Source organism: Corallococcus sp. AB045 (assembly GCF_003668895.1).
GTDB classification, from domain to species: domain Bacteria; phylum Myxococcota; class Myxococcia; order Myxococcales; family Myxococcaceae; genus Corallococcus; species Corallococcus coralloides.
Genome location: NZ_RAWN01000070.1, coordinates 1 through 12,686, shown reverse-complemented (window position 1 = coordinate 12,686; position 12,686 = coordinate 1). Strand labels below are relative to the sequence as shown.

Below are 12,686 nucleotides of genomic sequence, written 5' to 3'. Positions count from 1 at the left end.
CATGGAGACCCTCCTCATCGTCGACGATGACGTGTCGCTGCTCGAAACCCTCACGATGCACTTCGAGGAGATCGAGCAGGACGACGGGCAGCCGCGCTACCAGGTGGTGACGGCCACCAGCGCCGCCGCGGGCCTCAAGGCCGCCCAGGAGAACATGCCCAGCGTGGTCATCCTGGACATGATGCTCCCGGACCGCACGGGCCTGGAGATCATCGAGGAGATGAAGACCCTGTGCGGCGACGCGCGCATCATCCTCGTCACCGCCTACCACGACATGGAGACGACCATCCGGGCCATGAAGGCCGGTGCGTTCGACTACATCCACAAGCCCTTCCCGGACCCGGCCGCCCTGGACCTCGTCGTGGAGCGCGCGCTGGAGTACCGCCAGCTGTCGCGCCGCGCGGATGAGGTCCACCGCGAGAACGCCGTCGTCCGCCTGGGCGACATCGTGGGCACCAGCCCGTCCATGCAGCAGCTGGTGAAGGAGATTGGCAAGGTGACGGGCAGCACCGCGACGGTGCTGATCAACGGCGAGAGCGGCACCGGCAAGGAGCTCATCGCCCGCGTCATCCACAACTACTCCTACGACGAGCCCCGCCCCTTCATCGGCATCAACTGCTCCGCCATCGTGGACACGCTCCTGGAGAGCGAGCTGTTCGGCCACGAGAAGGGCGCCTTCACCGGCGCGGTGTCCGGCAAGCCCGGCAAGTTCGAGCTGGCCGAGGACGGCACCGTGTTCCTGGATGAGATTGGCGACATGTCGCTGATGCTCCAGGCGAAGCTGTTGCGCGTGCTCCAGGAGCGCGAGTTCGAGCGCGTGGGTGGCGTCAAGCGCGTGAAGCTGCGCGCCCGCGTCATCGCCGCCACGCACCGACACCTCGCGGAAGAGGTGTCCCAGGGGCGCTTCCGCGAGGACCTCTACCAGCGCCTCAAGGTCATCACCCTCGTCATTCCGCCGCTGCGCGAGCGCCGCGAGGACATCTCCCTGCTGGTGAAGCACCTGCTGGAGCGCATCAACGAGAAGGTGCACAAGCGCGTCACCCGCGTGCCCCACGAGGTGATGGAGCGCCTCACCCTGCTGCCCTGGCGCGGCAACGTGCGCGAGCTGGAGAACGTCCTCACCCGCGCCGTGGTGCTGGCGCCCGGTGACGTGCTCCGGGGTGACGACCTGCCCGCCCTGGAGGCGAACCCCTCAGGCCCCCTGGACGCCCAGCGCGGGGGAGGACCGGGCGCCGCCAGCGGCATGTTCGCCGCCCCCGCCGTGGACGACGTGAGCCTCATCCCCACGCTGGAAGAGGCCGAACGGCAGCTCATTGCCCGGGCAATGGCCGTCACCAAGGGACACAAGGGACGCACGTGTCAGATCCTGGGCATCAGCCGTCCCACGCTTGAACGAAAGCTTCAAAAGTTCGGTCTCGCACAGGGGCAGGGTCCACAGGTGCACCCTTATCCGGTGAAGGATGCTTCCTGACACTGTCCCAGCCCGGACAAACCGGTGTCCCTATTGAACGTTTCGTTCAAAGTGATCAGACTGTTTGAACGTTCTGTTTCAGGTTTTGGACACAGTTGGGGGGGGCAAACCGGGGTGTAGCGCTAAGTACCCGGCATTCCTCGAACTGTTCCCCTGGGAATAGTTCGAGTGCTCATGGCACGCCTCTTGGAAAGGGCAAGGTCCGTCCGCAGCAGCAGCAGCGACCAACCTTCCCCATCCCTTTCCGTCTTCCCAGGAGACTCCCATGCACGGCTTCAACCGCCCCCTCGGCCCCATCGGTTCCAACGTCGTGGCGCCGCTGCAGGCGACGTCGTCCGGCATGATGGTGACCGCGAACAAGCTGGTCCCTGGCCAGGAAGCCATCGACTTCAAGGGCTACTTCAAGGTCGAGTCCTTCCCGCACAACTCGACCATCTACCGCCCCGGCGACACGTCGGACCGCGTGTACCTGCTGAAGTCCGGCCGCGTGCGCCTGATGCGCATTGGCAAGAACAGCACCCGCTCGGTGGTGTCCATCCTGCGCCCGGGCGACCTGTTCGGCGAGCTGTTCCGCCCGGAAGGCACGCCCATCGAGGAGATGGCCGTGGCGGCGGGCGAGGCCGAGGTGTGGAGCATCGAGGGCCGCGACTTCCGCGCCCAGCTGGAGGCCCGCCCGGCCCTGGCGGTGGACGTGGTGCGCGCCTACGCGGACCGCGTGCGCTCGCTGCGCAAGCGCGTCCTGGGTCTGACCTTCAAGGAGGTGCCGGCCCGGCTGGCGGACACCCTGCTCACGCTGGTGGAGGCGCACGGCGAGCGCTGCCCGCACGGTGGTGAGACGGACCTGCGCGGGATTACGCAGCAGGACCTGGCGGACCTGGTGGGCGCCTCGCGCTCCTTCGTGTCCACGCTCATCAACGAGATGAAGCGCGAGGGCGTGCTCGGCAACGTCGGCCGCATCCTCTGCGTGCGCGACCAGAAGGCCCTGCGCAAGCTGGCGTCCAAGGAGAAGTAGACCCCACGTCCCTTCAAGGGGAACGTGACGTCCAACGGGCCTGACCGCGAGAGCATCCGCGGCCGGGCCCGTGGTGTTTTGAAGCGCACGGCGCTGTTCAGAACGTGAAGCCCAGGCCGAACTCGGGGGTGAAGCCGAGGGGCATCCCCAGCGGGGCGACCTCGGAGTCCAGGTTGAGGTAGCGCACCCCGCCGCGCAGCATGAGGCCGCCCAGGTGCAGCGCGAGCCCTCCGCGCGCGTCCAGCTGCTGGTAGGGCCCGGGCGTCATCTGCAGGCGCCCCTCCACATCCAGGGGGCCCAGGAGGCACGCCTCCACGGACATGCCCAGGCTGGGGGCCACGTAGACGCGCCCGGGCGCGTCCAGGGTGGAGACGCCGGCTTCCACGCGCAGGCGCAGGTCCTCCCGGACGAGGGGGGAGTACGTCACGTGCATCTCCCCCAGGGTGCGCGTGTCGCGGTACGCCGAGGTGTCCCACGTCCCCGACAGCCGCGACAGCCGCAGGTCCATGCCGAAGCGCTGGGCCTCCCAGCCGAGGTCGAAGTCCACGCCCGTGCCGCCCCTGAGGGGTGACACCAGCACGCCCATGCGCAAGGAGAACGGCACGGCGTGCCGCAGCGAATTGCGCTGGGGCGGTGCGTCCGGAGCCACCATGTCGTGGCCGTGGTGGGTGCCCGTGTTGGCGATGGCCTCCCCCATGCCCCGGAACAGCAGCTCGAAGACGGCGCCCAGGATGACGGAGACGGCATCGCTGGACGCGCTCGAGTTGAACTCGAAGCTGTCGTCCGTGGAGGACACGGTCGTCGTCTTGGATGAACGGTTCTTGTTCTCGTCGTCCTTCTTCGAATCGCCGTCCCTGTCCGAACCGATGGCGGTCGCCTCGTGGACGGGCTTCGACGCTTCGTGGGAGTCCGAGCGCTTGCCGAAGCGGGCCTCGGCGGGAGGCGCGGCGAGCAGGCCCACGAGGAGCCCTCCGCCCAGCACGACCTTGGGTAACGACATGGGGTGAGCCCCCTCGGGGAGACACGGCCGGCCCGACCGTCCCTCACATGTCGCATTCAAATCCCGGGGGCCCACGGGAAGTCAATCGCGAGCCCTCGTGACACCAGAAGCCGCGTCCAGGACAGGTGCATCGCGGCACCCGTCCGGCGGCTGTTCTCGACGGGCATCGAAGCGTGGCGGGGCGCGTTGAGCGCTTGCCCTCGGACGGGGGGCCGCACAGCATGCGCGACCATCGTGCCCGTCCCGACCGAAGCCCAGAGCCCGCATCGCACGTACACCAACCGCCGCGCCACCGCCCAGGCGGACCTGACGGAGCTGGACCGCGTCAGCGCCAGGTACGCCAACCTGCGCACCGTGGCCTTCGTGGCGGCGCTCGTCGTGGCCGCGCTGACGCTGATCGGCCGGCTGCCCAAGCCCTGGTGGTGGGCGGCGGCCGGGGCGCTCGCCGTCTATGGCGTGCTGGCGGTGCTGCACCATCAGGTGTTCTTGAAGGAGCAGCGCGCGCGCCTCTTCGTGCTGCTCAACGAGCGCGGCCTGGCGCGACTGGAGGGCGGCTGGCATTCGTTCACGGACACGGGGGAGCGGTTCCTCTCCCCCAACCATCTCTACGCCACGGACCTGGATGTCTTTGGTCAGGGCAGCCTCTTCCAGCTGATCAATGAGACGGCGACACGCGCGGGCGAGGAGCGGCTGGCGGCGTGGCTGTCCGCGCCCGCCACCGCGGAGACAGTGGTGACCCGGCAGGGCGCCGCGCGAGAGCTGGCCCCGCGCGTGGACTTCCGCCAGGACCTCTGCGTGGACGCTCGCGTGGTGGCGAAGGACAAGGCGGACCCGGCCCTCTTCATCCAGTGGGCGGAGGCCGGCCCTTCCCTGGATGCCATCCGCTGGTCACGCCCCCTGGCCATCCTGCTGCCCCTGGTGACGCTCACCCTCTTCATCCTGGGCACGGTCGGCCTGATTCCGGACAGCCTCGTCTGGCTGGGGCTGCTCGCGCAGCTGGGCATCGCGGTGGCCACGCGCCGGACGCTGCGGCAGATGGATGAAGGCGTGGAGCGAGGAGAGCGCGGCTTCGTGCGCTATGCATCCCTCTTCGAACGCGTGGAGAAGCAGACCTTCGAGCATCCGCGCCTGAAGCAGCTCCAGTCCGGCCTGACGGCGCAGGGGGGTCCTCCGGTGTCCGCGCTGTTCCAGCGCTTCAGCCGGCTGTACTCGCTCATCGAGTTCAAGCGGCACCAGTTCCACCCCCTGGTCCACTGGCTCACGCTCTGGGACATCCACGCCCTCTTCGCGCTGGAGAACTGGCGCGCCGCCCACGGCCGCGACGTGCGCCAGTGGTTCGAGGGGCTCGCGGAATTGGAGGCCCTCTGCTGCCTGGGAGGCCTTGCCCATGACCGCCCTGCGTTCACCTGGCCGCAGATGCAGGCCGAGGGCCCGAGCGTGGAGGCCACCGCGCTGGGACATCCGCTGCTGGACGCGCCCGTGCCCAACGACGTGTCCCTGCCCGGCCCGCGCCACGCGCTGCTGATTACGGGCTCCAACATGAGCGGCAAGACGACGCTGATGCGCGCGCTGGGTGCGAACGTGGTGCTGGCGCTGGCGGGCGCGCCCGTGGCCGCGGCGTCGTTCCGGCTGTCCCCGGTGCAGGTGCTCACCAGCATGCGCGTGAAGGACTCGCTGGAGCGCGGCGTGTCGTACTTCCACGCGGAGGTGCTGCGGCTGAAGATGGTGCTGGACGCGGCGGCGGCCGCGAAGGGCCAGGCCCTCTTCCTGCTGGACGAGATCCTGCTGGGCACCAACACCCGCGAGCGCCAGATTGCCTCACGTGAAGTGCTGCGGCTGCTGCTCGCCTCCGGCGCGTGTGGCGCGGTGACGACGCATGATTTGTCGCTGGCGGTGCTCGCGGACGAGCCGGGCTCGCACGTGGTGAACGTCCACTTCCGCGACCACCTGGAGGAAGGGAAGATGGTGTTCGACTACCGGCTCCGGCAGGGGGTGGTGGACACCACCAACGCGCTGCGGGTGCTGCGCCTGGCGGGCGTCCCGGTGAACGACCCGGACGCCCCGGCCTCCTGACAGTCCCCTCCGCGCCCCCTTGAAGCCACCAGGGGGCGCGAAGCGGAAGCGGATTACTTCGCCAGCTCCACCAGCGCCGCGGCACCCATGCCGCCGCCGATGCACATGCTCACCACGCCGTAGCGGCCGTCCCGGCGCTTCAGCTCGCGCAGGATGGTGGCCACCATGCGCGCACCGGACACACCCAGCGGGTGGCCCAGGGCGATGGCGCCGCCGTTCGGGTTCACCTTGTCCTGGGGGATGCCCAGCTCACGGATGCAGTGCAGCGCCTGCGCCGCGAAGGCCTCGTTGAGCTCGAACACGCTGATGTCTTCCACCTTCAGCTTGTTGCGCTCCAGCAGCTTGCGGATGGCGGGCACCGGGCCCACGCCCATGATTTCGGGCGGCACGCCGGCGACCACGTAGTCCACGAAGTAGCCTAGCGGCTTGATGTTGAGCTCCTTCGCCTTCTCCTCGCTCATCACCACCGCGGCCGCCGCGCCGTCCGTCAGCGGCGACGCGTTGCCCGCCGTCACCACGCCCTTGGCGTTGAAGGCCGGGCGCAGCTTGGCCAGGCCCTCCACCGTCGTCTCCGGGCGCAGGATGGTGTCCACCGTGACGGTCACCTGCTTCTGGGTGCCGTCCTCGTCGAACATCGTGGTGGTGACGGGGAAGATCTCCTCCTTGAACTTCCCCTGCTCGCGGGCCGTGGCCGCGCGGCGCTGAGACTCGGCGGCGAACTTGTCCGCGTCCTCACGGGTGACGTTGTAGCGGGAGGCGATGTTCTCCGCCGTCGCACCCATGGAGGTGTAGACCTCCGGCAGCTTCTGCATGATCTCCGGGTTGGCGGAGACCTTGTTGCCGCCCATGGGCACCATGGTCATGGACTCGGTGCCACCGGCCACGGCCACCTGGAGCATGCCGGACTTGATGCCCTGCGCCGCCTGCGCCACGGACTGCACGCCGGAGGAACAGAAGCGGTTGATGGTCAGACCCGGAACGGTGTCCGGCAGGCCGGCGAGCAGGCTCGCGTTGCGGGCCACGTTCATGCCCTGCTCCGCCTCCGGCATGGCACAGCCCATGATGACGTCCTCCACGTCCGCCGGCTTCAAGCCAGGGACCTGGGCGACGGCCTCCTTGATGGCAAGGGCCGCGAGCGTATCCGGCCGCGTGTCCTTGAACTCTCCCTTGTGGGCGCGGGTGAAGGGGGTGCGCACCGCGCTGGCAATCACGACTCGACCGGACATTTTAGATGTCTCCCTGCCCGGACAGCGTCCGGGCGTGCTTCGGAATTCGCGTCTGGAAAACCATTGGGTAAACGCCTCGCGCTAGTTGCGCAGCGGCTTGCCCTTCTCGAGCATGAACATCATGCGGTCCTGGGTCTTCTCCTCGCCGATGAGGCTCAGGAACGCCTCCATCTCCAGCTCCAGCAGCTTCTCCTCGGTCACCAGCACGGAGGGGCTCGTGTCACCACCGGACAGCACGCGCGCCAGCTTCTGGGCGATCTTCCGGTCGTGGGCGCTGATCTGATTATTGAGCTGCATGTCGTACAGCATCATGTCGATGGTGGCCGCGCCGTTGGGGCCCGGCAGCCGGAAGCGCGTGGGACGCGGCGGGCGGAAGCCGCCGTTCGCGAGGCCCAGCACGCGCGACTTCGCGTCTGACAGCAGGAAGTCGCGGTTGCCCGTGATGCCGTCCTGCTGCGACAGGAAGCCCATCTCGCGCGCCTCTTCCGCGCTCGTGGCCACCTTCGCCATGCCGATGGCGAGGAACACCTTCTTGAGGAAGGGCAGCGAGTCGAAGTCCTTGTCCGCCGCGTAGCCGCCGAACACGTTGCGCAGCAGCATCATGGTGCCGCCGCCGCCCGGGATGAGGCCCACGCCCACTTCCACGAGGCCCATGTACAGCTCCGCGCTGGCCTGCACCGCGTTGCCACCCATGGTGACCTCCGCGCCGCCGCCCAGCGTGAGGTTGAAGGGCGCCGTCACGACGGGCACGGGGCTGTAGCGCATGCGCTGGTTGGCCGCCTGGAACGCGGACGCCATCTTGCGGATGGAGTCGAAGTCCTCGCTCTTGGCCGCCATCAGCATGGCCATGATGTTCGCGCCGGCGGAGAAGTTGGAGCCGTCGTTGCCAATCACGAGGCCCTTGAAGTTCTTCTCCGTCTCATCCAGCGCGGTGTTCATCATCGCGATGATGTCATCGTCGATGGAGTTCATCTTGGAGTGGAACTCCAAGAGCGTGACGCCGTCGCCCATGTCCCACAGCGACGCGCTGTCGTTGCCGGTGATCTTCTTGTTGCCGCGCTTCAAGTACTCCACGCGGGACGTGCGCGCGTTCTCCACCACCGGCTTCACGGACTTGGACGGGATGTCCCAGTAGGTGTCGCGGCCGTCCTGCACGCCGTAGAAGGACGTGCGGCCCTTGGCCAGCATCTCCTCCACCCAGGCGGCGGGCTTGAGGCCCAGCGCCTTCATGCGCTCCACGCCCTTCTGGACACCGTAGGCGTCCCAGACCTCGAAGGGCCCCAGGTCCCAGCCGAAGCCCCAGCGCACGCCGCGGTCCACGTTGACCAGGTCGTCGGCGATCTCCGGGATGCGGCGGCTGGAGTACGCCAGCACGTCCAGGGTGACGCGCTCGGCGAACTTGCCGGCCTTGTCGTCCGCGTTCATCACGGACGCCACGCGCTCCTTGACGTTCTCGATGTCCTTCGCGGCGCCCAGCGAGTCGAAGCGCACCTTGGCCTGCGGCCGGTACTCCAGCGTCTTCAGGTCCAGCGCGAGGATGTCCTTGCCACCGGAGGAGCGGTCCTTCTTGTAGAAGCCGCCGCCGCTCTTGTCGCCCAGCATCTTCTTCTCCACCATCTTCTGGAGGAAGTCCGGGGCGGCGAAGACGTTGCGCTCTTCGTCGTGCGTCAGCGTGTCGTAACAGTTCTTCGCCACGTGGGTGAACGTGTCCAGGCCCACGATGTCCGCGGTGCGGAACACGGCGGACTTGGGACGGCCCATGGCCGGGCCAAAGATCTTGTCCACCTCTTCGATGGTCATCTCCGTCTTCTGCATCTCGGAGATGGTCCGCATCATCCCGTACACGCCGATGCGGTTCGCGATGAAGTTGGTGGTGTCCTTGCCGTAGACGATGCCCTTGCCCAGGACCTCTTCACCGAACTTGTGGATGGCCTTCACGACCTCCGGGCTCGTCTCCTGGCCCGCCACGAGCTCCAGGAGCTTCATGTAGCGCACGGGGTTGAAGAAGTGCGTGACGAGGAAGTTCTTCTTGAACTCCGCGCCGCGGCCTTCGGTCATGCCCACGATGGAGAGGCCGGAGGTGTTGGAGGAGATGATGGCGTCCTTGCGGGCGTGCTTCTCCACCTTGGCGAACAGGGCCTGCTTGACGGACAGGTCCTCCTTCACCACCTCGATGATCCAATCACACTCGCCCAGGCGCGCGAGGTCGTCTTCCAGGTTGCCCACTTCAATGGCCGCGAGCACCTGCTCGGACACGATGGGGCTGGGCTTCGCCTTGCGCAGGTTCGCGATGGCGCCCTGTGCGAACTTGTTGCGGAACGCCTTGGAAGCGGTGTCCTCGCCCGGAGCAGCCTGGGGAGGAACGATGTCCAGCAACAGGGCGCGCACGCCGGAGTTGGCCAGATGCGCGGCGATGCCGCTGCCCATCACGCCAGCGCCAAGCACCGCCACTTTTCGGATCCGGGTCGTCATCGGAAATCGGCTCCCATGAAAGGAAGTAGGGGACTGCACAAATGTAGGCGATTGACCCGGAAGTCAACCGGCATTGCCGTCGGGTGTGCTCGCCAGGAGGTCGGCTCCCCGACTACAAGTCGGGCCCCATGGCTCGCCTCGACCCGCACTCGTACAACGACAGCACGCAGCCTGAGACCGAAACGCTGGACTGGAAGGCCCGCGTCGATTTCCGGACGCGCCGCCTGCACGCGGAGGCCACGCTGACGCTCAAGGAGGCGTCAGCAGGTCCCCTCGACCTGGACACCCGCGACCTGGACATCCGCGGCGTGGTGGATGCCCAGGGTCGCCCCTTGCCCTACATCCTCTCCCCTCCTGAACCCATCCTCGGCAGCCGGCTTCGCATCGAGCTGCCCGCGGGGGTGAAGCAGCTGACGGTGCGCTACCGGACGTCACCGGAGGCGAGCGCGCTGCAGTGGCTGACGCCGTCGCAGACAGCGGGCGGGCAGCAGCCGTTCCTGTTCAGCCAGTGCCAGGCCATCCACGCGCGCAGCGTGGTGCCGCTGCAGGACACGCCGCGCATCCGCATCCGCTACCGCGCGTCCCTGCGGGTGCCCAAGCAGCTCAAGTCCGTGATGGCGGCGTCGTTCGTGGCGCGCGAGGAGCACGGCGTGGAGGCGGAGGAGCACTACGAGATGCCGCAGCCGGTGCCTCCGTACCTGCTGGCGTTCGCGGTGGGCAGCCTCACGTCCAAGGAGCTGGGGCCGCGCTCTCGCGTGTGGGCGGAGCCGGAGGCGCTGGAGGACGCGGCGGACGAGTTCGCGGGCGTGGACGACATGCTCAAGGCCGCGGAGTCGCTCTTCGGGCCGTACGACTGGGAGCGCTTCGACCTCTTGCTGATGCCGCCGTCGTTCCCCTACGGCGGCATGGAGAACCCGCGCCTGACGTTCCTCACGCCCACGCTCATCGCGGGGGACAAGAGCCTGGTGAACGTGGTGGCGCACGAGCTGGCGCACTCGTGGACGGGCAACCTGGTGACGAACGCGTCCGCGGAGCACTTCTGGCTGAACGAAGGCTTCACCGTCTTCGCGGAGCGCCGCATCCTGGAGGCGCTGGCGGGGCCGGAGGTCGCGGCGCTGCACGCGGCCCTGGGGCGCCGTTCGCTGGATGAAGCGCTGCACCACTTCCGCGCGCACCCGCAGCTCACCGCGCTGCGCACGCACCTGTCCGGTGTGGATCCGGACGAAGCCTTCTCCCAGATTCCCTACGAGAAGGGCTACCTGCTGCTGCGCGCGATGGAGGACGCGGTGGGCCGTCCCATGTTCGACGGCTTTTTGCGCCGCTACCTGGCGAAGTACCGCTTCCAGGCGCTCACCACGGAGGAGTTCGTCCGCTTCACGGAAGCCGAGCTGCCGGGTGCCCTGGCGAAGGTGGACGCGGACGCGTACCTGAACCGGCCCGGCGTGCCGCCAGGCGCGCCCCGGCCCACCTCCGCGCGGCTGGAGGCGCTGGAGAAGCTGCGAGGGACGGTGCCTTCGCGGCAGGACACGAAGGACTGGACGCCCACCGAGTGGCAGCTCTTCCTGGAGTCCATGCCGGCGGACACGTCCCAGGACGTCTTCCGCGAGCTGGACGCGAGGTACTCGCTCACGGGCAGCCGCAATTCGGAGGTGCTGGTGGCGTGGCTGGTGGCGGCGCTGCGCGCGGGCTTCGATGCTCCGCTCGGCCGGGCCGAGGAGTTCCTCGGCGAGGTGGGCCGGATGAAGTACCTGAAGCCGCTCTACAGCGTGCTCGCCTCGTCGCGCGACCACCACAAGGTGGCGCGCGCGGCGTTCGAGAAGAACGGGGCGAGGTATCACCCCATCGCGCGGCAGGGAGTCGAGCTCATCCTCACCCGCGCGTGAGACGCGGGGCTACTTGAGGGTCGCGTCCAGGCGCTTCTTGGACAGGGCCAGGTACTCCGGGTTCATGTCGATGCCCACGTAGCGGTGGCCGTGCTTCAGGGCGGCCACGCCGGTGGTGCCGCTGCCGTTGAAGGGGTCCAGGATGAGCGAGTTCTCCGGGCAGCTCGCCTCCAGGATGCGCTCCAGCAGGGCCACCGGCTTCTGCGTGGGGTGGCTGCCGAAGGCCTTCTCCTCGCCGCGCGGGGCCGTCTGCGTCCACATGCGGCCGGCGCCGTCGGCGGTGAGCTCCTCGTCACCGTTGCGCGGCAGGTTCCACACGTCGCGCATCTGCTTGCCGCCGTTCTCCGCCTTCATGCGCTGGTAGTTGAAGACGTGCTTCAGCTTGCCGCCGGACGACGGCGAGGCCCAGATGAGCAGCTCCGTGGAGTGCGTGAAGTAGCGGCACGCCAGGTTGGGGCTCGCGTTGGGCTTGTACCAGGTGACGGTGTTGAGCAGCTTGTAGCCCAGCTTCTGCATGGCGAAGCCGGCGTTGAAGATGACGTGCTGGGTGCCGCTCACCCACAGCGTGCCGGTGGGGCGCAGCAGGCGCTGGCAGGCGGCGAGCCACTTGGTGGTGAAGGCGTGGTCCTCCTCCACTCCGCGGGACACGTCCCACTGGCCCTTCGCCACGGAGACGCGCTTGCCGCCCTTGCAGGTGGTGCCGCCGTTGGAGAGGAAGTACGGCGGGTCCGCGAAGATGAGGTCGAAGGACTGCTCGGGCAGCTGGGCCATCAGCTCCAGGCTGTCGCCCTGCAGCAGTGTGTAGGCCTCCCCGCGCTTCGCGAAGACGCTGTCGTTCTGGGAGCGTCGGACAATCTTCAGGGCAGGGGCAGCAGCTTCCGCGAACATCACGCCTCCGTCTTTGGGACAGACGTCTTCAGGGACGCGGCGGACTGTGCGGTCAGTTGGGTGCTACGTCGAATTTCTGGCCTGTAATTGGCTGTAGCACCGAAAGCGCGCGTGAAAATTTGACGAGCGCCCGAGGTTGAAACACCGCGAGCAGGGCGGGGAGCGCCTCTGTCTTTCGAGGCCCTCCACGACCCTGCTCGTGGGGTGCTGCGGATGCTGTGGAGCCGAAGGACTACGCCTTCTCGGGCTCGGCGGCCTTGGCGCCCTTCTTGGCGGCCGGCGCGTTGTTCGCGTACTTCTTCTTGAAGCGGTCGATGCGGCCGGCCGTGTCCAGCAGCTTGTACTTGCCGGTGAAGAACGGGTGGCAGTTCGAGCAGACTTCCACGCTGAACGAGCCGCGGGTGGACTTGGTCTCGACGATGTTGCCGCACGCGCAGGTGATGCGGGAGGGCGGGTAGACCGGGTGCATGTCGGGCTTCATGGCTTCTCTCCAGTGCGCCTTGCCCCCACCCAGGATGGGAGGGAGGTCCAGCGTTGTAGTGGGTCGGGGCTTATAGCTACCGCCCCGGCCTTTCTCAAGGATGCGCGTCCGGACCGGGGGTTTCTCCTCGGGGACGCCTCCCCTGGGGCCGGCTGGCGGCCAGCCAGGGGAGCGGGAGCT

General features: G+C 68.2%; 9 protein-coding genes. 4 read left to right on the top strand and 5 right to left on the bottom strand.

Going from position 1 to position 12,686, the window contains the following annotated elements:
* Position 1 precedes the first annotated feature (1 nt).
* Positions 2 to 1,471, top strand: a complete 1,470-nt coding sequence (locus tag D7Y21_RS18430; protein WP_121714725.1) for a sigma-54 dependent transcriptional regulator — start codon at positions 2 to 4, stop codon at positions 1,469 to 1,471.
* Between the two features lie 265 nt (positions 1,472 to 1,736).
* A complete protein-coding gene (mrpC, locus tag D7Y21_RS18425) occupies positions 1,737 to 2,483 on the top strand; it encodes a Crp/Fnr family transcriptional regulator MrpC (protein ID WP_014395195.1) in 747 nt (248 codons plus the stop codon).
* Positions 2,484 to 2,580: 97 nt separating this feature from the next.
* Here mrpC and D7Y21_RS18420 read toward each other — a convergent pair whose 3' ends face one another.
* Positions 2,581 to 3,483, bottom strand: a complete 903-nt coding sequence (locus tag D7Y21_RS18420; RefSeq protein ID WP_121714723.1) for a hypothetical protein — start codon at positions 3,481 to 3,483, stop codon at positions 2,581 to 2,583.
* Between the two features lie 234 nt (positions 3,484 to 3,717).
* Here D7Y21_RS18420 and D7Y21_RS18415 point away from each other — a divergent pair, with 234 nt between their 5' ends.
* Positions 3,718 to 5,556: a DNA mismatch repair protein MutS gene (locus D7Y21_RS18415; RefSeq protein ID WP_121714721.1), complete on the top strand. Its 1,839-nt coding sequence runs from the start codon at positions 3,718 to 3,720 to the stop codon at positions 5,554 to 5,556.
* A 53-nt stretch (positions 5,557 to 5,609) separates the two neighbouring features.
* Here D7Y21_RS18415 and D7Y21_RS18410 read toward each other — a convergent pair whose 3' ends face one another.
* Positions 5,610 to 6,782, bottom strand: a complete 1,173-nt coding sequence (locus tag D7Y21_RS18410; protein WP_120563974.1) for a thiolase family protein — start codon at positions 6,780 to 6,782, stop codon at positions 5,610 to 5,612.
* Positions 6,783 to 6,863: 81 nt separating this feature from the next.
* The gene (locus D7Y21_RS18405; RefSeq protein WP_121714718.1) at positions 6,864 to 9,254 is read right to left on the bottom strand and encodes a 3-hydroxyacyl-CoA dehydrogenase/enoyl-CoA hydratase family protein; all 2,391 of its coding nucleotides are present in this window, start codon (positions 9,252 to 9,254) and stop codon (positions 6,864 to 6,866) included.
* Between the two features lie 128 nt (positions 9,255 to 9,382).
* Between D7Y21_RS18405 and D7Y21_RS18400 the strand changes: the two genes are divergently transcribed.
* A complete protein-coding gene (locus tag D7Y21_RS18400) occupies positions 9,383 to 11,137 on the top strand; it encodes a M1 family metallopeptidase (RefSeq protein WP_120563972.1) in 1,755 nt (584 codons plus the stop codon).
* Positions 11,138 to 11,146: 9 nt separating this feature from the next.
* Here D7Y21_RS18400 and D7Y21_RS18395 read toward each other — a convergent pair whose 3' ends face one another.
* Positions 11,147 to 12,025 carry a site-specific DNA-methyltransferase gene (locus D7Y21_RS18395; RefSeq protein WP_120563971.1) on the bottom strand — a complete coding sequence of 293 codons (879 nt, stop codon included), beginning with the start codon at positions 12,023 to 12,025 and terminating at the stop codon, positions 11,147 to 11,149.
* A 232-nt stretch (positions 12,026 to 12,257) separates the two neighbouring features.
* Positions 12,258 to 12,506, bottom strand: a complete 249-nt coding sequence (gene rpmE / locus D7Y21_RS18390) for a 50S ribosomal protein L31 (RefSeq protein ID WP_120563970.1) — start codon at positions 12,504 to 12,506, stop codon at positions 12,258 to 12,260.
* Positions 12,507 to 12,686 lie beyond the last annotated feature (180 nt).